This window comes from Nocardiopsis sp. iso_40 (assembly GCF_056173285.1).
This window is the reverse complement of record NZ_CM149666.1, coordinates 2,526,820-2,549,073: the sequence shown is the minus strand read 5'-3', so window position 1 is coordinate 2,549,073 and position 22,254 is coordinate 2,526,820. Positions and strand designations below refer to the sequence as shown.

14 protein-coding genes are annotated in these 22,254 nt (G+C 72.6%); 9 read left to right on the top strand and 5 right to left on the bottom strand.

Features of this window, described 5'->3' with window-relative positions; genetic code table 11:
- Positions 1–2 precede the first annotated feature (2 nt).
- The gene (locus tag AC0VYD_RS11160) at positions 3–1,208 is read right to left on the bottom strand and encodes a hypothetical protein (protein ID WP_475479794.1); all 1,206 of its coding nucleotides are present in this window, start codon (positions 1,206–1,208) and stop codon (positions 3–5) included.
- A 117-nt stretch (positions 1,209–1,325) separates the two neighbouring features.
- Here AC0VYD_RS11160 and amiA point away from each other — a divergent pair, with 117 nt between their 5' ends.
- From amiA to AC0VYD_RS11125, 7 genes are all read left to right on the top strand, one after another.
- Positions 1,326–1,508, top strand: coding sequence for a streptamidine family RiPP (amiA, locus tag AC0VYD_RS11155; RefSeq protein WP_191270947.1), 183 nt, complete (start codon positions 1,326–1,328; stop codon positions 1,506–1,508).
- A gap of 81 nt (positions 1,509–1,589) precedes the next feature.
- Positions 1,590–2,480: a hypothetical protein gene (locus tag AC0VYD_RS11150; protein ID WP_475479793.1), complete on the top strand. Its 891-nt coding sequence runs from the start codon at positions 1,590–1,592 to the stop codon at positions 2,478–2,480.
- Positions 2,477–3,469 (top strand): CocE/NonD family hydrolase, encoded by a 993-nt coding sequence (locus tag AC0VYD_RS11145; RefSeq protein WP_475479792.1) that lies wholly within the window; start codon positions 2,477–2,479, stop codon positions 3,467–3,469. The genes AC0VYD_RS11150 and AC0VYD_RS11145 overlap by 4 nt, the downstream gene beginning before the upstream one ends.
- Positions 3,466–4,911, top strand: coding sequence for a YcaO-like family protein (locus AC0VYD_RS11140; RefSeq protein ID WP_475479791.1), 1,446 nt, complete (start codon positions 3,466–3,468; stop codon positions 4,909–4,911). Before AC0VYD_RS11145 ends, AC0VYD_RS11140 begins: the two co-directional genes overlap by 4 nt.
- Before the next feature lie 10 nt (positions 4,912–4,921).
- Entirely contained in the window at positions 4,922–6,016 is a 1,095-nt protein-coding gene (locus tag AC0VYD_RS11135; protein WP_475479790.1) for a nitroreductase family protein, read from the top strand.
- Positions 6,013–7,695 carry an ATP-binding cassette domain-containing protein gene (locus AC0VYD_RS11130; RefSeq protein WP_475479789.1) on the top strand — a complete coding sequence of 561 codons (1,683 nt, stop codon included), beginning with the start codon at positions 6,013–6,015 and terminating at the stop codon, positions 7,693–7,695. Before AC0VYD_RS11135 ends, AC0VYD_RS11130 begins: the two co-directional genes overlap by 4 nt.
- Positions 7,692–9,380: an ABC transporter ATP-binding protein gene (locus AC0VYD_RS11125; RefSeq protein WP_475479788.1), complete on the top strand. Its 1,689-nt coding sequence runs from the start codon at positions 7,692–7,694 to the stop codon at positions 9,378–9,380. The genes AC0VYD_RS11130 and AC0VYD_RS11125 overlap by 4 nt, the downstream gene beginning before the upstream one ends.
- Before the next feature lie 96 nt (positions 9,381–9,476).
- Here the strand turns inward: AC0VYD_RS11125 and AC0VYD_RS11120 are convergent, their stop codons facing one another.
- The 4 genes from AC0VYD_RS11120 to AC0VYD_RS11105 all read right to left on the bottom strand — a co-directional run bounded on the left by AC0VYD_RS11120 (position 9,477) and on the right by AC0VYD_RS11105 (position 20,011).
- Positions 9,477–9,779: a hypothetical protein gene (locus tag AC0VYD_RS11120; RefSeq protein ID WP_475479787.1), complete on the bottom strand. Its 303-nt coding sequence runs from the start codon at positions 9,777–9,779 to the stop codon at positions 9,477–9,479.
- 959 nt (positions 9,780–10,738) lie between these two features.
- The gene (locus tag AC0VYD_RS11115) at positions 10,739–11,599 is read right to left on the bottom strand and encodes an SDR family oxidoreductase (protein WP_475479786.1); all 861 of its coding nucleotides are present in this window, start codon (positions 11,597–11,599) and stop codon (positions 10,739–10,741) included.
- Between the two features lie 5 nt (positions 11,600–11,604).
- Positions 11,605–12,780, bottom strand: a complete 1,176-nt coding sequence (locus AC0VYD_RS11110) for an FAD-dependent monooxygenase (protein ID WP_475479785.1) — start codon at positions 12,778–12,780, stop codon at positions 11,605–11,607.
- Position 12,781: 1 nt separating this feature from the next.
- Complete coding sequence (locus AC0VYD_RS11105; protein WP_475479784.1) at positions 12,782–20,011, bottom strand: amino acid adenylation domain-containing protein; 7,230 nt, start codon at positions 20,009–20,011, stop codon at positions 12,782–12,784.
- Positions 20,012–20,346: 335 nt separating this feature from the next.
- On the opposite strand from AC0VYD_RS11105, the gene AC0VYD_RS11100 reads away from it, so the two are divergent.
- Together AC0VYD_RS11100 and AC0VYD_RS11095 are read left to right on the top strand one after the other, a co-directional pair.
- Positions 20,347–21,591: an MFS transporter gene (locus AC0VYD_RS11100; protein WP_475479783.1), complete on the top strand. Its 1,245-nt coding sequence runs from the start codon at positions 20,347–20,349 to the stop codon at positions 21,589–21,591.
- A 159-nt stretch (positions 21,592–21,750) separates the two neighbouring features.
- The gene (locus AC0VYD_RS11095; protein ID WP_475480242.1) at positions 21,751–22,254 is read left to right on the top strand and encodes a TetR/AcrR family transcriptional regulator; all 504 of its coding nucleotides are present in this window, start codon (positions 21,751–21,753) and stop codon (positions 22,252–22,254) included.

The window sequence follows — 22,254 nt, the reverse complement described above, 5'->3', positions numbered from 1 at the left end:
CGCTATCGGCCGATGGTGTCGGTGTCGCCGCCGTGCCAGTACAGGTGCCCGCCCTCGTCGAGCGGACCGGGCACGGTGACGGTGTCGAGTACGCCGTCGTGGAACAGGTGCAGTTGGCCGTCGCCACCCCGGGTCACCGCGACCGTCGTCCCGGCTGGGTCGAGGGCCACGGAGCGCCGCTGTGCGGGTGAGTCGCCGACGGGGTCCCAGGGCAGGTGTCCGGGGGCGGGCGGGCGCGACATCGGAGGGAGCGGGGTCCTGTGCGCGACGCGCATCAGCGGCTCGGCCCGCTCGGTGAGGGTGAGCTCGTCTCCGTCGGGGTGGATCGTGGCGACGGCGGCCCGGGTACCGCCGAGCGCGAAGCGGAAGGCCAGTCCCCGGGGCAGCTCCAGGCAGCGCGTCCGGCCGGTGGACAGGTCGATGTCGACCAGGTGGTTCCTCCATTCGGTCCATGCCGCCGGGGACGCGGGCCCGCCTCGGACCACGCCCACCGCGCGGCCGGCGGCCGGGTCCAGGCGCAGGTAGTAGGCGCGGCCGGGCACGGGCCAGGCGACGGTGCCGAGCATGCGGGGAACCCCGCCCTCGACGACGAAACGCTCCAGTCCTTCGCTGGTCGCGGTCGCCGCGATGCCGGTGCGCTGGTCGACGACGTCGCCGTGTCCGTCGTCGGCGATCCCGTGGACGACCTCACCGGTCATCCGGGGCACGTGCGGGGCGGTGTTGAGGCACCGGGCGAGGGGGAACGCCTCCAGGGCCCCGGGCTCCCGGTGGCGCAGCACGACCACCGGTTCGCCGCCGGCCTGGTCGGGGACGATCATCACCCCGGGCTCACCGGTCCGGGAGCGGAACCGTACCGACCCGCTCCGTTCGCGGTCGACGAGGGTGACGACGTCGCTCCACGCCTCCGCGTTGGCGCCCAGGCCGGTCGTCACCGCCACGTAGCGGCCAGAGGCGTCGCAGGCGAGGTGCTCGCCGGGGATGGCCGCGGGGAAGCGCTGTTCCCCGCGGTCCCCCGAGACCACGAGTTCGCCGGAGCGGTCGTCGACATAGGCCCATGCGGCGGCCCCCTCCCCCTCCCTGCGGGGCAGCGTCAGGAACCCGGCGTGCTCGGCGAGGACGGCGTCGCCGAGCGGTCTCACCGTGCCGTCCGCGACGGCGTACATGCGACCCCCGCGGTAGTCGGCCACGAGGAGCTTCTGGAAGTTCATGGACCAAAGCTATTGGAAACGGTAATCATTATCAACTAGAGTGACCGTCGTTCGTCCCCCACGAACACGTATCGGCCCTTATGACCGATGCGTCATGACCCGAGAAGGGAACGACCCATGGACAACCAGATCGTCACCGAGATCGAGGAGTCCGAGCAGCTCGCGCACCTGTCGGCCTCGCACTCCAACGCGCTCGTCGAGAACCCCTTCGACGTCGTCACCGAGATCGAGGAGTCCGAGCAGCTCGCCCACCTGTCGGCCTCGCACTCCAACGCGCTCGTCGAGAACCCCTTCGACTAGCACCCGCCCCGCGACGTAGTCAGTGAGCACCCCGGTCGGGCAGCCCCGCGCTGCCCGACCGGGCCGTTCGAGAGGTCGGCCATGCCCCCAGAACCATCCATCGCCCGCGTGCCGGGGACCGGCGCGCACGTCATCGTCGACAGCGGGGGTGCCGGCGTCGTACGCACCTCCTCGGGGCGCTTCCTCCGTCTCGTGTCCCCGCCGCCCGGCCTCCTGGACGCCCTGGGCGGCGCTTCGGGCGGCGGCGGGGAGGCCTCCGCGTACGCCGAGACGCTCCGGGTGAAGATGTCCGCGCTCGAGGAGGAGGACGCACAGCGCCGTTGGCCGTCCCCGCAGCGCCGGGTCGCCCTGGTCGGCGGGGGCCAGCCCCTCGACGCGGTGGCTGAGGCCCTGACCGGCTGGGGCGCGGCCGTCACCCGCCACACCGACGGCGAGGCCCTGCTCGCCTCGGTGGACGGGACGACCGGCGACGAAAACCGGGGCAGCGGCACGGCCGACCCCCGTGGGGAGGACGCCTGGCCGTGGGGACTGGTGGTCGCGTACGCGGACTCCCCCGCCGAACGCAACGGGTGGGACCGGCTCGACGCGCTGCCGGGCCGGGGCGTCGCCTGGCTGCGCGCCTACCGTGAGGGCGAGAACTGCTTCGTCGATCCGATCTGCCTCGACGGGGACGACCCCGGAGCCGAACAGGTGTACCGGCGGCGCCTGGCGGCGAGCTTCGTCCCCCGTGAACTCGACACCTGGCGACGCGCGGCCGTGGCCGCCGCACCCCCCTCGGCCGCCGCACGGGTGCTGGTGACGGGCCGACTGCTCACCCTGGCCCTCGCCTGGGCACAGGGGTCGGACGCGTTGGGGGGCTACCGCGGCACGCTGTGGAAGCTGGTCGCCGCCACCGGCACCATCAGCGAACACCCGGTCCTGGCCTATGACCCGCCGTCCTCCGTCGACCGAGGGGCTCGGCAGCCGACATGACGGTGGATCCCGGACGCGAACACCTCTGCCGGGGCCGCGACGGCACGGTCCTGCGCGGGCGGCTGTGGGAATGCGCGAACCCCGAGGGCGTCGTGGTGATCCGTACCCCCTACGACGCCGGACGGCACGTGTCGACGGCACGCTCATGGAACGCCCGCGGCTACCACTGCCTCGTCCAGGACGTGCGCGGACGGTACGGCTCGGCGGGGTCCTGGTCCCCCTACGCGCACGAGGAGGACGACGGCGGCGACACGCTCGCCCACCTGCCCGACGAGTTCGAGGGGCTGCCGCTGGTCCTCTTCGGCGCCTCGTACGCCGCCCACACCGCACTCGAGGCGGCTCGGGCCGCGACCCGCGACGGCGTGTGCCCGGTCGCGGCGATCATCGCCCTCGTCCCCGCCCTCGGGCTGGCCGAGACCGCGTGGGACCCCAAAGGCTCACCGCAGATCCTGCACCGGATCGGATGGTGGCACGAGCACGGACGCCACCGGCGCTCCCGGCCCCCGCTGTCCGCGGCCGAGCTCGACCGGCGCGCCGCGCAGGCGCGGAGCCGGGGCGTGGTCGAGGCCGCCGGGGACTGGGGCTGGTCTCCGTCTGCGCTGACCGGCTGGCGGCGGCTGTGGAGCGCGGACCGGGTGGACACGGCGGCACGCTACGGCCGTATCGACGTGCCGCTGCTGGTGGTCAGCGGCGACGACGACTTCTTCCACGAGGACGCCCGGCGGCTCGCGCGCGGGTGGGGCGCCCCGAGCCACTTCGCCAGCGGCCCCTGGGGGCACCGGTTGGCCGGCGGCGTCACCGACAGGGCCCTGCGGGCCCGCATCTCGGCCGCGGGCGGACTGAGCCACGTCATCAACCCGTGGCTGGCGGCCCAGGGGCTGCCCGGTTCCCCGGCGGAGTGGACCGGGATCCTCACGTCCGCGTCCCACACCCGGTCGACCCTCGATTCCGCGTCAGAGGCCTGGCGCCACGAAAGGACCTCACCTTGACCCCCACCACAACCGGGCGGCCCCAACCGGGGGCCGCCGGAACCGCCGCGACCGGAACCGCCGCGGCCGGAAACGGCCGCCCCCTGCCGGTGGACGCGCTGGTCGACCCCGAATGCGGGATCATCCGCTCCGTGCGCGCCGTGGCGCACCCCGCCGGCGCCCCCGCCTCCTACCTGGGGCTGACCGCGGCCGTCGCCGACGCCCGGCAGCTCGGCGAGTGGCCGGCCGACCGCGTCTCGTTGGGCACGTCCTTCGACGACGTCGAGCAGGCCAGGATCGCCGCGATAGCCGAGGGGATCGAGCGCTACTGCGGGAACTGGCTCCCCGCCGACCTCCCCCGCGACGAACTGCGCGTCGGATCCCGTGCGGAACTGCTGGCCGCGGGCCGCCGCCCGATCGACCTGGACGAGCTGCCCCGGTTCGCCCCGTGGCAGTACTCCCGCACCGGGTTCCCCTACCAGCCCCTCACCGAGGACACCCCCACCCTCTGGGCACGCTGCGAGGAGCACGGCGGCGCCGAGGTCTGGATGCCCGCCTCGCTGGTCCACCTCAACTGGCGGCAGTCGCGCTTTCGCCACCTGCCGCGCGTGCACCACCTGAACTACGCCGGGATCGCCACCGGGCAGGGGACCGACGACGCCAGGGACCGGGGGGTCCTGGAGATCATCGAACGCGACGCCCTCGAACTGTGGTGGCACCTGGACGGCCCCACCTTCGGGATCGACCCCGCCAGCGTCCCCGGGCTCGCCGACGACCTGCGCGGCAGCTCCCTGGACGTGTCCCTGGCGCTCATGCCCTCGGAGTTCGCCCCCGCCGTGGCCGCACTCGTGCACGACCGGGAACGCGGCCTGTACGCCGCGGGGTTCTCCGCCGCGCTCGACCCGGTGCGGGCCGCCCGCAAGGCCGTCCTCGAAGCCGTGCACACGTGGGTCTACACCCAGGGCTGCACCACCGCCGACGGGTGGGTCTTCCGCGCCGTCGAACAGGGCCTGATGGCCCGCGGCCTCTACCTCGACTTCCGCGCCGACGCCAGCTACCTCGACGCCGCCGGCGGCCAGTGCGAGCACGTCGTCGACCTGGGCGCGCACGTCCAGGTCTGGCTCGACCCCCGGGTACACGGCGAGGCCCGGCGCTTCACGGCACCCGCCCTGGGAACCCGGCCGATCACCGAGGTCGCGGCCGTGTCGATGGACGAGGTCCACCAGCGGCTGGCGGAGCGCGGACACCGCGTCCTCACCCGCGACCTGACGACGAGCGATGTCCGCCGCACCTCGCTGCGGGTGGTGCGGAGCTTCGTCACGGGGCTCGTCCCGAACGCCCCGGCGGCCTTCGCCTACCTGGGCATGCCCCGTTTCGAGCACGCGGCCCTCGAACGGGGGTGGCGCACCTCCTGGGACGGGAGCCCCGAGAGCCTCACCCTCGTCCCGCCCCCGCACATGTGAGGCCGCACCCATGCCCCTCCCCTTTCCCCCGGCCCCCTCGGCACACGGCGCGGGGCGCGGTGCGGCGGACCCCTCGCGCCTGCCGCCCGCACTCGCACGCGCCTTCTCGCCCGAGGTACCGGGACCGCCCCGCCCGCCCGGCCCGCGCGCCAACCCCTGGCGACGGGCCGGAGCCGACCCGGTGGCGGTGCCGGCCCGCGAACGCGCCCTGCTCGACGGCCTGTGGCGCGGCGCGGGACACCACCGTCTGGCCGACGGGACGGTGACCCGTGTGCGCAGGCGTCCGGTGCCCTCCGCGGGCGCGACCTACCCCGTGCACACCCACCTGGTCGTCGGTGCGGACGGCCCCCTTGACGCGGGCCGCTACGCCTTCGACCTGGAGGAGGGCACCCTCCACCGACGCGACGGGGCCCGTGAACGGGAAGCGGGCTGGCACGCCCCCGGCGCGGACGCCGGGGCGGCCGACACCCACCTGGTCCTGAGCGTGCAACCCGGTCGCAGCTTCGGCCGGTACCGTCACCGGGCCTGGCCGCTGTGGATCGCGGACACCGCCTACGCCCTGGCCGCGGTGGAGTTCCTGTGCGCTCCGGCGCCCGCCGCGGTACAGCTCGGCCCCGGGCCGTGGCTGCGCGAACTGCTCGGCGTCCCGCGCGCGGCCGAGCACGGACGGTGGCTCGCGCGCGGACTCGCGCCGGAGATCCCGCTGGCCGCGGTCGAACTGCCCGACCCCTGGTCGGTACTGCCCGAGCGCAGGGACGCGCTGGCCGCGAGGCGTTCCCCGGCGATCGGCGAGTTCGAGGCCGCGCCGCGCACCCGCGATCCGCGGGCGGCGGACGTCGCCGAGGCCTCCGGGCAGGCGTGGGTCCTCGGGGCCCGCCGGCTCAAGACGTGGTCCGTCGCGGTGGACACGCCCGCCGCCGAGTTCGCCCGGGCCCTGTGGCGGGCCCACCGGACCGCGGCCGAGCTGTGCTACGCGGGGGCCCTGTCCCGGCGGTGGCGCTGCCGCCCGGTGTCGGGGTTCGTCGCTTCGCGCGACCGCTGGACCTTCCACGCCCTGGCGATGCTCCCCGGCGAACACGACCTCGACAAGGAGTCAGCCGCATGATGATCGTTCCCCCGCTGTGGCGGGAGGCGGCCCGCTTCCCCGCCGATCTGGCGCGGAGCGTCGCCCTGCTGGTCCTCGTCTTCCTCGCCCACGTCGGTCAGGCCGTGGCGATCGCCTGGTCGATGTCGGCGGTGCTGCGCGGCCAGGCCCAGGACGTGCTGCTCGCGCTGTCGCTGATCCTCGGGATCGCACTGCTGCGCCTGGTGCTCTCCCTGGCCCAGGCGTCGGCCGCCGCACGTCTGGGCGGCCGGGTCAGGCAGGCGGTGCGCCGCCGCGCGATGGAGGCCGCGCTGGTGCCCGAACGGCTGCACGACACGGCGGCCCGGGACGGTTCGATGCGGGCCAGCCTGGGAGACGGGGTCGACGGCATCGACGCCTACGTCTCCAAGTACGTTCCCGCGATCGTGCAACTGCTCCTCACCTGCCCGATCGTCGTGGCCGTCCTGTTCGCGATCTCACCGTGGGCGGGGCTGTGCGTCGCCGCCGGGGTCCTGTTCGCGCTGGTGGGGCCCATGGCGTGGAAACGGATGATGGCCCGGCGCGGACTCGACCACTGGGACAGCTACGAGGCGCTCAGCGCCGACCTGCTCGAGTCCCTGCGCGGCATGGCCACCCTGCGCACGCTCGGCGACGTGTCCGGCACCCGCGAGCGGCTGCACCACCGTTCGGAGGCGCTGCGCAGGGCCACCGAACGCGTGATGCGCGTCTCCCTGGGCGAGACCTCCGTCACCGACGCGGCCGTCCAGGGGGGAGCGGTCGCCGCCGCCGCGGTCGCCGTCACCCACGCGGTCACCGGGCAGGCCCCGGCCCTGGAGGTCTACCTGATCCTGCTGCTCTCCTCCGAGGCGTTCCGTCCCGTCCGGGACCTCTCGCGGCACTGGCACGCCGGGTTCCTCGGCCTCACCGCGGTCCCCGGCCTCGAACGGATCGGGGCCCTCGCCGAACGGCGCACCGCCGACCCCGACCACACCGCGCCCGACCCCGCGGCCGATCCCGGGGGCGATCCCGGGGGCGGCCGGGCGGACGAGGAACGGCCCGCGGACGTGCTGCGGGTGAGGGGTCTGAGCTTCCGCTACCCCGACGCCCCCCGCGACGTCATCCACGACCTCGACCTGACGGCCCGGCGGGGCTCCCTCACCGCGCTCGTGGGAGCCTCCGGGGCCGGAAAGTCCACCCTCTTCGACCTCCTCCTCGGTTTCCTCACCCCGCGCACCGGAAGCATCGACCTCGACGGGCGGCCGCTCCGCGCCCGTGACATCGCCGTGGTCTCCCAGCGGCCGGTGCTCTTCGCCGGAACCGTTCGCGACAACCTCGCGGTGGCCGGTGCCACCGCGGAGGCGGACCTCGTCGGGGCCTGCCGCGCCGCGGGGATCCTCGACGAGGTCCAGCGCTTCCCGCGCGGCTTCGACACCGAGGTCACCGAAGCCGGCACCAGCCTGTCGGGCGGGCAGCGCCAACGCCTCGCCCTGGCCCGCGCGCTGCTGGCCCGGCGCCCGGTCCTGCTGGTGGACGAGCCGACGAGCGCGTTGGACGCCGACCGCTCCGCGGACGTGGTCCGAACCCTGCACCGTGTTGCCCGCGACCGCGTCGTCCTCATGATCAGCCACCGCTCCGAGACCCTCACCGGGGTCCCGGACGTGCTCAGCCTCGACTCCGAACACCTGGGAAGCACGTCGTGAACACCCTCTCCGCGTTCCGGGCCTTCCGTGAACTCCTGCCCGTCCTGCGCCCCGAGTGGCGGGGGATGGTCTGGATCTACCTGCTGGGCACCATGAGCGCGCTCGGCCTGGCCGGCCTGACCGTCCTCACGGCCTGGGCGGTCGGCCACGCAGTGGTGGAGCGCACGCCGCCAGGCGCCCTCTGGTGGGCCCTGGTCCTCGGGCTCGTGCTGCTGCGGGTGCTCCTGACCTGGCGGGAGATGGACGTCTCCCATGCACTGGCCTACCGCGTGCTGGCCCGGCTGCGGATGGCGTTGTTCGACGCCTACGCGCGCAGCGTCCCCGGTCGGCGCCGTGAGCACTCCGGACGCGCGGCGGCCGTCGCGATGGACGACATCGAGAAGCTCGAGTTCTTCTACGCGCACACGGTCGCCCAGCTCGGCGCCTCGCTCACCCTGTTCGCAGCCTCCCTGGCCACCGCGTCCCTGCTGCTGCCCGAGGCCGCGCTCGTCATGCTCCTCGGCGCCGCCGTCGTGGCGAGCAGCGCGCTGTACTGGGCTCGGGCCGCCCGGCAGCTGGGCGAGCGGGAACAGCGGGAGCGCTCGGACCTGTCCGAGCGCATCGTGGACGCGCTGGGCGCCCTGCGCGAGGTGCTCGCCTACGGACTCGCCCCCCGGATCATCGCCGAGACCAGTGCCGCCACCGCACGCGCCGCCGCGATCGCGCAACGGCGCGAACTGCTGTCGCAGCTGGTCACCGCTCTGCGGGAACTCATCCTCACCGCCGTGGTCATCGGCGTCATCGCCACCAGCGCCACCGCCGCGGGCGTGGTCTCGGAAGGCGCCCAGGCGCGGCTGACCCCCGCAGAACTGCCCGCGCTGGTCGCCCTGGCCCTGGTCGGTATCGCCGCGATCGTGGACGCCACCGACACCCTCACCCGACTCCATCCGCTCGTCTCCGGAGCCGGACGCGTCGCCGCCGGGATCAACCGTCCCCCGGTCGTCGCCGTCCCGCAGGCGCCACGGCAGCTGCCCGCCGGTCCGCTCGGCCTCCGGTTCCGGGACGTGTCCTTCTCCTACGAGGGCCGACAGCCCACGCTCAGTTCCTGGTCCGCCGAACTCGCCCCCGGCGAGCACGTCGGGCTGGTCGGCCCCTCCGGCTCGGGCAAGAGCACCGTGATCGCCCTCGCGGCCCGCCTCTGGGATCCCTCGGCGGGCACCGTGGAGCTCGTCACCGCGGACGGCGGGGGCGTCCCCGTCGCCGATCTGGACGAGGCGGCTCTGCGGAAAGCCGTCGCCCTAGTCGACCAGGACGCGATGCTCTTCCACGGCACCGTGCGCGACAACCTGCTGCGCGGCTGCGGGCCGCGGTCCGACGGTGACCTGACCCTTGTGCTCGAACGCGTCGAAGCCGCCTCCTGGATCGGTCTCGACGACGAACTAGGGGAGGCAGGAGTGCGGCTGTCCGGCGGGCAGAGGGCGCGCCTGTGCCTGGCCCGCGCCCTCGCCCGCCGACCGCGTGTCCTGCTGGTGGACGAGGTCACCGCCAGCCTCGACCCGGCCACCGAACGGCTGGTGTCCGACGTCATCGCCGAATTCCACGGCACGGTTCTGATCGCGTCCCACCGGGCCGAGACCCTGGCCCGCCTCGAACGCGTCGTCGACGTGGCCGCGGCCCCGCACGCCGTTCGGGGGCCGGGCGGCTGACCCCGGGGGCGTTCCCCGTACGAAAGGCGCTCCCGCCACACGCAGAGCCCCCGACGCGCTCGGCACGGACGGCCAGGCCCTCTCCCCCCAACTGTTTCAGGAGCAGTCGAAACCGTGCTTGACAGGGCGTCCGGGACACTCATGGCACTCGAAGACGTACACGCTACCCACGTCCCCGAGCATGAGACCGGCAGCTCCCTGAGCGCTGCCGCCGTCCTCGAAACTGAAGGGGCCGCGCTCCGTATCGACGCCCGCCCGTTCCTCCAGGGGGAGCCAGCGCCTCCAGGAACCCGGGTCGTACTCCCAACTGGCGACGGTCAGCAAAGGTTCCATCTCCACCCCGCATCCGTCGCACACCACCGTCCAGGCGTCCTGGACCCAGTCGGGGTATCCCCCCACCTTGATTCCCGGAGCCTTCGACAGGTGCTGCTCATAATCCCATCCTGTCCGCTCCCCCATCCGCATCGCCCGGTCCCCCAGGGCGGTGTGCAGATCGCGCCCTATATCCCCCCACCCCGGATACTCCGTCACCGGTTCCGGATGGACCAGGCACGGGACGGGGACCGTACCTTCGGGAGGATCATCAAGGACCGGGTACTGGCCGAGAGGGTCACGGACCTCATCGGAACTGCGCCAGAGCACACGAGGACACGGTCCGAAGAACGGTTCGTGATCGTAGGGGCACCACAGCACCTGTAGCAGGTCCGTCCCCGTGGGAAAGGGAACGTCCGCTGCGTCTCGGCGGAACAGTTGGACGATCGGCACAAGCGGTACCGCGCCTTCCGGAGGCACCCCCGGACCGGCGTCGTGTTCTTCGGGACAGGTCGGCCAGACCTCTTCGGTCGGCCACAGGAGCGGGCCGCCCACCGAGCTTTGCCCACAGTCCGGGTCACCGGGTCTGGGGTGCAGCCGTATCGCCTGCTTCCGCCAATCACGCAGCTCAGGCAGGAATTCCTCCACCTCTACCGGGCAGGGAGGCGTGTGACGGGTCATGTGCGCCCTTCTTTGATCGGATGGAAGTCCCGGGAACCGTACTGTGCCGTGCTGACACACGGTCCCCGCCCCTGACTCCGACCTCTCGAAGGCAGCCAGCCCCCTCTTCGCCGGACGAACGCCGTGGAGATCCGAACCCGGGGTCGGTGGACGCCCGCCAGACCCCCTTCTCCTCGTCCTGGAGCGACCATGGTTGCTGGAGTGCGCCGACCGAACCTCCCGGCTCACCGGTGTCACCCCTCCTCGTGCACGCCGGGCACGGCAAGGGCCCCGCGGCAGTGCCGCGAACACGCTCCGGAAGGTGCCCGCGGCCGGGGCGGGGAGCCCCGGAGGCTCCCGCCCCGGCCGATGGGGGCACCGTCCCCTCAGGGGGTGGGGATGCCCGCGAAGTACCGGTCCAACAGCCGGTCGGACAGCATCCGGGACAGCGTGTTCACCAACCGGGCGTCCGAACCGACCCGGTAGCGTGTACGCGGACGGGCGTCGGTCAGCGCGCGGGCCACCGCCCGGGCGAAGTCCTCCGGAGTGGTGCGGCTCTGCAGGGCCTGCCGGGCGTTGCCCTCCAGGAACCTCTCGAACGTGATCCGGTAGAGCGCCGCGACCTCCGGCGGAGCCCCGCGTAGCGCCTCCGCGCCCACGTTCGACACCTTCCCCCAGATCGGGGTCCGGATCGCCCCGGGCTGGACCACCGACACCCGCACACCGCTCGGGGCCACCTCACGGCGCAACGCGTCGCTCATCGCCTCCTTGGCGAACTGCGCGGCGGAGTAGGCCCCCATGTAGGGGACGGCGACCCTGCCCAGCCCCGAGGTGACGTTGACGATGCGCCCCCGGCTCCGGCGCAGCAGCGGCAGGTGCGCCCGGATCATGGCAAGCTGGCCGACCACGTTGGTCTCCAGCTGGTGGCGCATCCGTTCGCCGTCCACGCATTCCAGGGGCGCCGAGACGCAGATCCCAGCGTTGTTCACCAGCCCCCACAGGCCTCCGAGCTCCTGCTCGCAGAACCGTGCGCAGTCAGCGACGGACTCCTCGTCGGTCACGTCCACCAGCCGGGGGACGACCCTGCCGTGCAGGGACGCGGCGACCAGCTTCTCGCCGTCCTCGGGGCGCCGCACACCGGCGACCACGTGGAAACCGCGGTCCTCCAGGTCCAGGGCGGCCTCACGGCCCAGGCCGGAGGAGGCTCCGGTCACCACAACGGCCCTGTGGGAGGGGTCGTACGTCATGGGGCTCATCCTTTCGTCACGGGTCCGGGTCCGGGGAAGGTCAGTGCGGGTTCGAGCCGGTTCACCAGCGACCTGTGGGGCATCAGGCGGAAGTAGGCGTCGCGCACCCTGCGGCGCACCGGCCCCTCCGACTGCTCGAAGTCGCTGATGGCCCGGGTCGCCTCGACGATGCCGCGGGTGCGCTCGCGGCGGTCGTCCTCGTAGGCACGCAGTGCCGAGGGCACGTCCGGGGCGTCCCGCAGCGTGTGGGCGAGCACGGCGGCGTCCTCGATCGCCATCGCCGAGCCCTGGCCCAGGCTGGTCAGCATCGGGTGCGCGGCGTCGCCCAGGAGCGTCACCGGCCCGTGTCCCCAGCGCTCCAGGAACGTGCGGTCCCTGGAGGGGATGCCGAGGATGTCGGACTCCGGGGTCGCCCGGACCGCCTCACGGACCTCGTCGGGCCAGCCGGACAGGGCCCGCAGCACCTCGGCCTTGCCGCCGTCCCAGTTCGCGGACCGCTCGGCGGGCATGTTCTTGGTCGCCCACCAGTACAAGCGGCCGTGGCCGATGTCCACCAGCCCGAACCGCTGGCCGTCGCCCCAGTAGTGCACCACCGATCCCGGGTCGAACCCGGGGTGTTCGTAGTCGGTGATCCCCAGCCAGCAGATGTAGCCGCTGTCGTGGGCCGGCTCGGGACCGGCGATCTGGCGGCGCACGACCGAGTGGAACCCGTCGGCGCCCACCAGTATGTCGGCCTCGTCCGCGGACCCGTCGGCCAGGTGCAGCCTGGCCCGTCCGCCGTCGGTCTCGAACCGCTCCGCGGCCCGGCCCAGCTCGACGGGGATACCGTTGGCCTCCTCCTGCAGGGCGTTCAGCAGTTCGGCACGGCTGATGCACACGCTCGGGACACCGAGGCGGTCGATGATCTCCGGAAAGGGGAACTCCCGGATCAGCCGCCCCCGCGTGTCCCTGACCTGGTAGGTGTCCAGCGTCCTGCCGCGCTTGGTCAGCCCCAGGTCCACACCGAGGGAGTCCAGCGCTGCCACGGCGTTGCTCATCACCGACAGACCGAACCCGGCCGCCCGGATCTCGGGTGCGCGCTCGTACACGCGCACGTCCACGCCGACCCTGCGCAGTGCGATCGCGGCGGTCAGACCGCCGATGCCGGCTCCGACGACGATCGCCGTCCTCGACTCGCCCATCTCAGCTCTCCCCGTCCTGCTGCGGAGCCGCCGCGTCCAGGACGACTCGTACGACCTCGGCCACGTGGGGCTCCTCCATGATCGTGAGGTGGTCCCCGGGCACGTCGACGACGGTCAGACGTCCCGAGGTGTACGCACGCCACCCGTTGGCGGGGTCGGCGTGCATGCTTCCGATGGCCGAGTGCATGTTCCGCAGCACCTCGGGCAGCGGTTCCAGGGCGTGGACGAGCACCGCGTCCAGGTCCGCGCCCTCGGGCCGGTAGGCGAAGGCCGACCGCCAGTTCGCCTCGTACAGGCGGAAGAGGCGGCGTACGACCGTGCCGGTACTGCCGGGCGGCAGCACACCCTCCTCGACCGCCAGCCGGGTGATGAACTCGAACTTCTCCTCCAGGGTGGTGAGTTCACGGGGGATCACCGCCTCCGGTGACTCGCCGCCGCGTTCCAGCCACAGCAGCTCCCAGAAGAACCAGCCGATCAGGGCGTCGTCATCGGTCCAGGGCCGACGTCCGGGGTTGAGCGCCGTGGTGTCGAGCAGGACCAGGGAGGCGACCTCCTGGCCGGCGGCCCGCAGCTGGCGCGCCATCTCGAAGGCGACGAACCCGCCGAAGGACCAACCGCCGATGTGATACGGCCCCTCGGGCTGGACTCGTCGGATCGCTGCCACGTAGCCGCGGGCCATCTCCTCCACCCCGTGCACCGGCTCGGTCCCGGCGTCGGTCCCGGCCGCCTGCAGCGCGTAGAAGGGCTGGCCCTCGGGCAGGTGCCGGACGAACGGCAGGTAGCAGAGCACGTTGCCGCCCATCGGGTGGACGTGGAACAGCGGCGGCTGGTCCCCTCCGGGGCGGATCGGCACGAGGGGGTCGAACACGGCGGCCTCCTCGCCGCGGTCCCGCGTCGCACCGACGCGCTCGGCCAGCGCGGCGACGGTCGGGGCCGCCACGAACTCCGACAGGGCCACGCTCACCCCGAAGCGCTGTTCGATCAGGACGACGAGCCGCATCGCGGTGATCGAGGTGGCGCCCAGGTCGAACACGTCGTCGTGCACGCCGAGGTCAGCGACGTCCAGCAGGTCGGCGAGCATCTCAGCGAGGGCGCGTTCGCGCGCGTCGCGCGGCGCCGTCCGCTCACCGGCCTCGCCCCGGGTCAGCACGGCCCGGACCAGAGCGGCGTCATCGCGCTTGCCGCTGGGCGTCAGCGGCATGGCCGTCAGCCACTCCAGGTGCGAGGGCACCATGTACTCGGGCAGGGTCGAACGCAGTCGGCGGCGCAACGCCTCCAGGTCCGAGCGCCCGGGGTCACCGACCAGGAAGGCGGCGAGGAAGGCGTCCTGGCCCTCACGCCGCCGGGCGACCACGGCGACCTCCCGGAGCGCGGCCAGACCGGAGGACGCCGCCGCGCTGATCGCCAGCTCGACCTCGGCGGGCTCGACCCGGAACCCGCGCACCTTGACCTGTCGGTCCGAGCGCCCCAGGCACACGACGTCGCCGCCCGGCAGGACCATGCCGACGTCTCCGGTGCGGTAGAGACGCCCTGCGCCCTCGCCGTGGAAGCGGTCCCGGGTGAGCTCGGGCAGGCCCACGTAGCCGTCGGCCAGGCACGCCCCGCCCAGGTGGATCTCGCCTTTCCCTCCGACCGGGACCGGGCGCAGCCGCTCGTCCAGAACCAGGACCCGTGCTCCGTCGATCGCCCTGCCGATCGGCGGCAGCGCGGGGAAGTCAGCCGGGTCGCCCTCCATCGTGTGGACGGCGACGACGTGGCTCTCCGTGGGGCCGTACTGGTTCTCCAGGACCACCTCGCCCAGAGCGGCGCAGAACCGCCGGATCTCGTCGGTCACGCGCAGCTGTTCGCCGGAGGAGGCCAGGATCCTTAGGTCCCGGGGGAAGACGCCCAGCCCGTCGGCGGCCTCGGCCAGGCGTTGGAGGGCCACGTAGGGCAGGAAGACCCGTTCCACTCCCTCCCGGTCCATGAGCCGGAGCAGCTCGGGCATGTCCCGGCGCAGCTCCTCGGTGACCAGGACCAGTGTTCCACCGCCGCACAGCGTGGAGTAGAGCTCCTGGAAGGACACGTCGAAGCTCATCGGCGCGTACTGGAGGGTGCGTCCGCCCACGGCACCGCTGGGCCTGGCGTTCTGCCAGGCGACGAGGTTGGCCAGGGAGCGGTGCGGCATGGACACGCCCTTGGGCTGTCCGGTGGAGCCGGAGGTGAACAGCACGTAGGCTTCGCCCTCCGGGGCGATCCGGGCAAGCCCGGGGCCCGCACCGGTCGCGGGGGCGACCGTGCCGTCGAACAGGGACTCGGCGGTCAGCAGGCGTCCGCCGTCCTCGACCAGGTGTGCGTGGCGCTCGTGGGCGATGATCCGGACCGGGTCGGCGTGCTCCACCATCGCGTGCAGGCGCCGCACCGGGTAGGAGGTGTCGAGCGGTACCACCGCCGCTCCGGCCAGGGTTATGCCCACCAGGGTGGCGACGGCCTCCGGGGAGCGGTCCATGGCCACGCCCACCCGGTCTCCCGGCCGTACACCCACGTGCAGCAGGGACCGGGCGACACGCTCGGACTCCCCGGCCAGTTCGGCGTAGGTCCACGTACGCTCACCGAACACCAGGGCGGTGCGGTCCGGATGCTGCCGGGCGCCCTCCTCGAACAGGCGGGCCACGTCCCGCCGGGGACCGGCGTCCACCACCTCGGCGGCTGGTCCGGCCAGGCGGGAAGGGTCCGCCAGCTCGTCGGGGGACTCGACCAGCAGCCGCAGGACCCGCACGAACGTGTCGGCGTACAGGTCGCCCTGCTCGGGCGTGAACCGGCGACCGGACAGGTCCAGGCGCAGGGTGATTCGGCCGTCGACGGGGTCGGCCATCGCGTTGACCAACAGGGCGAAGTTGGTCTCCTCCCATGCCTGGAACCCTAGGTCGGCCACGCCGGGCAGCTCGAAGACCGGACCGAGCTGGCGGAAGCGGATGTAGTTGAACGCGGTGTCCACCAGGGACACCCCGCCCAGATCCTCCTGGATGGTGGCCAGGGGCACGCGGCGGTGCGCGTGGCTCTCGCGTTCGCGTTCCACGACCTCGCGTACGGCGTCGAACCAGGTGTCGGGGACGGCGCTCACCCGTACCGGCACGGTGTTGAGGAACAGGCCGCAGATGCGGTCGCCGCCCTCCACCTCCGGTCGGCCGTGGGTCACCAGGCCCGTGGTCAGGTCCTCGTGGCCGGACAGGAGGCGCAGGACGGTGGTGTGCGCGGCGAAGAGCACGGACTTGACCGGCACCTCGCGTTCGCGTGCCAACACGCCGACCGCCCGGCCCAGCGCTTCGGGCAGCCTGACCTCCCGGACGACGAGGCCCTCCTCCCCGCGGGGCCGCTGATGGGCGGCGAACCCCTCCAGCGGCGGGGGCACGGCGCCCTCGAGCGTACGCCTCCAGTAGGCGCGCGACTGCTCGGAGGCCATTGCCGCGCGCTCGTCGGCCACGTGCAGGGCCGGGGAGGGCAGGGGGCGCTCGGGCACCGCGTCGATGTCCAGCCCCACGGCGTGCAGGTGGTCCTGGAGCAGTTCGCTGACCAGGTTGGCCACGCTGCCGCCGTCGAGGATGGCGTGGTGGAAGCTGAGCACCAGCTCCACGGAGCCGGGCAGGACGAAGAACCGGAAGTGGTGCAGCGGCGCCCGTTCGAGCGTGTAGGGGTGCACCCTGCGCTCGCTCATGTAGGCGGTGACGGCTTCCTCGGCCTGCTCCGGGGGTGCGTCGCGCAGGTCGCTGACCGACAGTGCCCCCTCCACGGTGTGCTCCACCACCTGGAGCGGCTCGGAGTACCCGGCCAGGGCGAAGGAGGAGCGCAGCACCGGGTGACGGACCAGGAGCCGGCCGAAGGCCGCCCGCATGGCCGACTCGTCCCAGGGCAGCGCGAGGCTGTAGCGGAACACGTCCCTGTAGACGGCGCTGTCCTCATGCTCGCGGGAGTGGTAGAGCAGACCGAGTTGGAGCCGGGTGAGCGGGTAGGCGTCCGCACGGCCCTCGAGCCTGGCCCGGTCCATCCGGGAGACCAGGGCGAAGGGGTCCTGGTCCGCGGTGCTCCCGGCCTCGTCGATGCGTGTGCACCGGGTGGCCAGGCCCGCCACGGTCGGTTCGGCCACCAGGTCGGAGAGGGAGAAGCCGATCCCCCGCCGCTCGGCCGACGCGCGCACGCGCAGCATCGTGATCGAGTCCCCGCCCAGGGCGTAGTAGTCGTCGTGGACGCCGACCCGCCGGACGCCGAGGACCTCGGCCCACACGTGTGCCAGCACGGCCTCGGTCTCGTCGCGGGGCTCGCCGCCCTCGGCGCTTCCGCCGGGCATCTGGGGGGCGGGCAGGGCCCGGCGGTCGGTCTTGCCGTTGGGCGTGATCGGGATACGGTCCACGCGGACGAACAGCGAGGGCACCATGTACTCGGGCAGAGCCTCGAACAGGTGCGCGCGGAGCTCGGCGGGGGTGAACTCCCGCCGGGCCGCGTAGTAGGCCACGAGCAGGAGGTCCCTGCCCTCGGGCCGGTGGTCGACCACGGCGGCCTCACGGATTCCGTCGAGGCCGACCAGGGTGTTCTCCACCTCGCCCAGCTCCACGCGGTTGCCCCGGATCTTGACCTGGCCGTCGATGCGGCCGAGGTACTCGATGGTGCCGTCGGCGAGCAGACGTGCCAGGTCACCGGTGCGGTAGAGGCGTCCGCCGGGGTTGAACGGGTCCTTGCGGAAGCGCTCGGCGGTCAGCTCCGGCCGGTCCAGGTAGCCCCGGGCCACCTGGACGCCGCCGATGTGGAGCTCGCCCGGGACACCGACCGGTTGGGGCCCGCCGTGCTCTCCCAACACGTAGAGGGTGGTGTTCTCGACGGGGCGGCCGATCGGCACACGGGTCACGGGGCCCTCGTCGGCGGAGGGCAGGTCGTGGTAGCTGACGTCCACCGCGGCCTCGGTGGGCCCGTACAGGTTGACGAGCCGGGGCGCCGCGGTTCCGGGCTCCGTGTGCGGGGCCGCGCCGAACACGCGGTTGAACTGCTGGACGCGCTCGGCGGGCAGTGCCTCGCCGCTGCAGAAGACGTACCTGAGCGCGTCCAGGCCCGCGCGCAGCTCCGGTTCGTCCTCCAACAGGTCGAGGAAGGGACCGAGCATGGAGGGGACGAAGTGCACGGCGGTGACCCGGTGCCGGCGGGCGGCACGCGCGATCTCCCGGGGGTCCTTCTCACCGCCGGGCGGCAGCAGAGCCACCCTGGCGCCCACCGAGCCCCACCAGAACAGTTCCCAGACCGAGACGTCGAAGGAGATCGGGGTCTTCTGGAGCAGGGTGTCGCCCGGGCCGATCGGATAGCGGCGCTGCATCCAGGTCAGCCGGTTGACCACCGAGTGGTGTTCGACCATGACGCCCTTGGGCCGACCTGTGGAGCCGGAGGTGTAGATGACGTAGCACAGGTCGTCGGAGTGCGCATCCGGGGCGAGGGGGGTGCCGGGGCCGTGGAGGAGGTCGGCGACGCGGTGGACCGGGGTGGTGCCCGCCACCTCGACCCGCGCCCCCTCACTGTGCAGTACGGTCCGCGCCCCGCTCTCGTCCAGCAGTAGCCGGACGCGCGCCTCGGGGTATCCGGGGTCGACCGGCACGTAGGCGCCTCCGGCCTTCAGCACGCCCAGGAGGGCGGGCAGGAGTTCGGGGCCGCGTTCGGCCACCACGGCGACCCGTTCGTCGGGGCCCACCCCCTCGGCGCGCAGGGCGCGTGCGACCTGGTTGGCCGCCCGGTCCAGTTCGGCGTAGGTCAGGCGGGTGCCCGAAGCGTCGTCCAGCACGGCCACCAGGTCGGGGGTCCGCTCGGCCTGTTCGGCGAACATCCCGTGCAGCGTCTTCTCGCTGGGGTAGCGGGTGGTCTCGCCCTGGCGCAGGCGCACCACGTCCTCGTACTCCTCGGTGGTGAGCATGGACAGCGCCGACAGCGGCAGCTCGCGCAGGTCCAGGCCCTTGCGGACGAGCTCCTGGACGTGTCCGGCCAGGGCCTCGGCGCGGAAGTCCCCGTCGAAGACGTCGCGTGCGAAGTCCATGTCGATCCGCAGGTCGTCCTCGTCCTCGAAGGCGTGGACCATGATCGAGAGCGCGTTCTCCTCGTGGACCGGCGCCATGATCGTGGTGTCGCGCCGGACACCGGGCAGTGGAGAGGGGCGCGGGTAGCGCATGTAGGAGACGGTGACGTCGAACAGGCGCCGGGGACCGCCGCCGCACACGGGGCTCTCACGCAGGATGTCGCCGAAGGGCAGCCGCTCGTACCGGCGTAGTTCGCGCAGGTCTCCCCGGATACGTCCGGCCAGGTCGAGCAGGGTCTCGGTCTGGTCCACGGCCACGCGCACCGGGAGGTTGTTGGCGAACTGGCCGACGGTCGCGCGCTCGTCGTCGGTGCGGCGGTTCAGGAACGGCACGCCCAGAACGACCTCGGGTGAGCGGTGTACGCGGGTCAGGCAGACCGAGAGCGCCGCGGAGAGGTAGGCGAAGGGCGACCCCCCGGCCTCAAGAACGCGGCCGACAGTTTTCCCGTCGATGGTGAAGGAATACCGGCCCCGTTCGGAACGGCCGGTGGAATTTCGGGTGAACAGAGCGGGGTCGACCCCTTCGAGGTTCTTTCTGTGAAAATCTCTGTCAACTTCCACACCCGCCAAATCACGATACCCGGCGGGCACCACAATGGCACCGGTCGAGGGTTCGGCCTCCTGCCCCGACACCTCTTTCCCGGAACACAGGGACAGGTACTCCTCGATCATTTCCAGGGAGACCGTGTTCAGCGCCCAGGCGTCGGCGACGATGTGGTGCACCTTGAGGAAGACGTGGACGACGTCCTCCCGCTCGGCGATCAGGGCCGCCTGGAAGGGCTGGCCCCCGTACAGGTCCAGAGGCCGGTACAGGGACTCTTCCAGCCAGGAGCGCACGGCCCGGCCGGGATCGCCGGCCCCGGCCAGGTCCACCCACTCGATCCGCTCTGAACAGCGAATATCACTGTTCTCCGCAAGAGCTGCCCATGGATTGACGGCGTCGTCCTCGCCGAAGCGGAGCCGGAAGGCGACGTGTCGGCGCAGCACGCGGGCCAGGCCCTCGCGCAGGAGGCCGGGGGCCAGGGCACCCTCCAGGCGCTCGTGGAGGGCGACGTTGAACTGGGGACTTCCCGCGACACGCGATTCAGCCGCCCAGATATCACGCTGGTAGTCACTCAGTGGGAAGACGGATTCAGCAGACGTCATGCTCACAACTCTTTTCCGAGGGATCGGATACCGCCCCGCGAGGCATCGCCACACAGATTTCGGAGGGCCGAAATATATGTGCAATTCCAACAAATCCAACCTCAGGCTAGTTTGCCCCCATTAGGACGGCCACTACCTCATCGGGTAGGCGGCCGACCGAATGGGTAGTCGACCCATCCGCACCGGACGGAAATCCGTGCGAGCCGATGCCCTGTGTCACGTTTCACTTGCGGTCCGAGGCCTCAGGGGGTAGAAACTTGGACGTACGTCCCACTTGTTGGGCGCGACACGTTCCGACCGACCCATGCCACGGCCCCCGCGGAGGACCCGACCCCATGCCCAACCCGTACTCGCAGATCTTCGCGGCGCCCGGAGCCAAGGGCTTCACCGCCGCCGGCCTCATAGGGCGCATGCCCGTGGCCATGACCAACATCGGCATCATCACGATGCTGTCCAACACACACGGCAGCTACGCCCTGGCCGGAGCGGTGGCGGCCACCTTCACCCTGTCCATGGCGCTGATCACCCCACAGGTCTCCCGGCTGACCGACCGCCACGGACAGCGGCGCGTCCTGCCGCTGGCCGCCGCAATCAGCGTCACGTCCCTGCTCCTGATGCTCCTGTGCGTCCAGTTCGACGCACCCGAGTGGACGCTCTTCGCCTTCGCCGTCCCCGCCGGGACCATGCCGAGCATGTCCGCCATGGCCAGGGCACGCTGGACCGAGCTCCTCCGCGGTTCGCCGAGACTGCACACCGCCTACTCGTTCGAGTCGGTGGCCGACGAGCTCACCTTCATCACCGGCCCCGCCCTCTCCGTGGTGCTGAGCACCATGGCCTTCGCCCAGGCGGGACCGCTGGCCTCAGCCGCCTTCCTCGCCCTGGGGGTGACCCTGTTCGTGGCCCAGCGCAGCACCGAACCACCGGTGCGCACCCCCGGGCGAAACGAGAGCCGGGGCCCCGGCGTACTCGGCCCCGCCCTCGTGTCCCTGGTCCTGACCCTGCTCGCCGGCGGTGTGATCGTCGGTGCCGTCGACGTCGTAGCGGTCGCCTTCGCCGAGTCGCTCGGCGTGGCCAGCGCCACCGGGATCGTGCTCTCGGCCTACGCGCTCGGCTCGGCCGTGGCCGGGCTGACCTTCGGGGCCCTGAACCTGCCGTGGAGGCCCCATCTCATGCTCGTCGCAGCCGTGGCGGGCACCGCCGTCACCACCCTGCCCTTCCTGGTGGTCGGCAGCATCTGGGCCCTGTCCCTCGCCGTGTTCTTCGCCGGGATCTTCTTCGCCCCCACGATGATCCTGGTGATGACGCTCATCGAGCGGATCGTCCCGCCGTCCAAGCTCACCGAGGGTATGACCTGGGCCCTGACCGGCCTAACGATCGGGACGGCCCTGGGCACCTTCTCCGCCGGGCTCGCGGTCGAGTCCTACGGCACCACCGAAGGGTTCCTCGTCGCGGTCGTCGCGGGCGGCACCGCGCTCCTCCTGGTCGTGGCGTCCGTGCCCATGTTGGGCCGCGCCGACGCCCGCGCACGCACCCGTCAGGAGGCGGCTCCGGCGGAGGAGGCCACCGAGGCCGCCGGATGAGGACCCCGGTGTCCGGGACCCGCACCCGCCCCGGACACCGGACCCGCCCGAAGCGGAGAACGCACCGACGGCGTTACGCTCTCACCAGAAACCGAAGGAGGAGCCCTGAACCAGCAGGACGGACGTCGTCTGAAGGGCGAACTACGACGAAAAGCCCTGATCGAAGCCGCTTTGCGGGTCATCGAACGCGACGGGGTGGCCGGGGTCAGCCATCGCGCCGTCTCCCAGGAGGCCGGAGTCCCCACCTCCGCAACCACCTACTACTTCTCGGGGCTGGGAGACCTGTTGACGGCCGCCCTGACCAGCGTGATGGACGAGGACTCCGAGCGGATGCGCCGCCTGTCCTCGGGCGGGGACCGCAGGCAGGACCTCGCCGAACTGCTGGCCAAGGTCGCGGCGGACCCCGGCCGCCTCCTCGCCGAGTACGAACTCTTCCTGCTGGCCGCGCGCCGACCCCACCTGCGGGAGGCCACCGACCGGTGGCTGGCGACGGTCTCGGCTTTCGCGCGCCACTACACCGACGACCCCACGCGCGTGCGCGTCGTCACGGCGATGATCGACGGCATCCTCCTGCACACCCTGTTGAGCGACACCAAACTCACCGCCGGCGAATTCGCGGATCTGCTGTCGGACCTACTCCCCGATCCGCCGGAAGGTCGGTGA

Coding starts and splice junctions, on each gene's coding strand:
- AC0VYD_RS11105 (WP_475479784.1), bottom strand. CDS start 20,011: ATGACGTCTGCTGAATCCGTCTTCCCACTGAGTGACTACCAGCGTGAT.
- AC0VYD_RS11110 (WP_475479785.1), bottom strand. CDS start 12,780: ATGGGCGAGTCGAGGACGGCGATCGTCGTCGGAGCCGGCATCGGCGGT.
- AC0VYD_RS11130 (WP_475479789.1), top strand. CDS start 6,013: ATGATGATCGTTCCCCCGCTGTGGCGGGAGGCGGCCCGCTTCCCCGCC.
- AC0VYD_RS11115 (WP_475479786.1), bottom strand. CDS start 11,599: ATGACGTACGACCCCTCCCACAGGGCCGTTGTGGTGACCGGAGCCTCC.
- AC0VYD_RS11150 (WP_475479793.1), top strand. CDS start 1,590: ATGCCCCCAGAACCATCCATCGCCCGCGTGCCGGGGACCGGCGCGCAC.
- AC0VYD_RS11160 (WP_475479794.1), bottom strand. CDS start 1,208: ATGAACTTCCAGAAGCTCCTCGTGGCCGACTACCGCGGGGGTCGCATG.
- amiA (WP_191270947.1), top strand. CDS start 1,326: ATGGACAACCAGATCGTCACCGAGATCGAGGAGTCCGAGCAGCTCGCG.
- AC0VYD_RS11145 (WP_475479792.1), top strand. CDS start 2,477: ATGACGGTGGATCCCGGACGCGAACACCTCTGCCGGGGCCGCGACGGC.
- AC0VYD_RS11100 (WP_475479783.1), top strand. CDS start 20,347: ATGCCCAACCCGTACTCGCAGATCTTCGCGGCGCCCGGAGCCAAGGGC.
- AC0VYD_RS11135 (WP_475479790.1), top strand. CDS start 4,922: ATGCCCCTCCCCTTTCCCCCGGCCCCCTCGGCACACGGCGCGGGGCGC.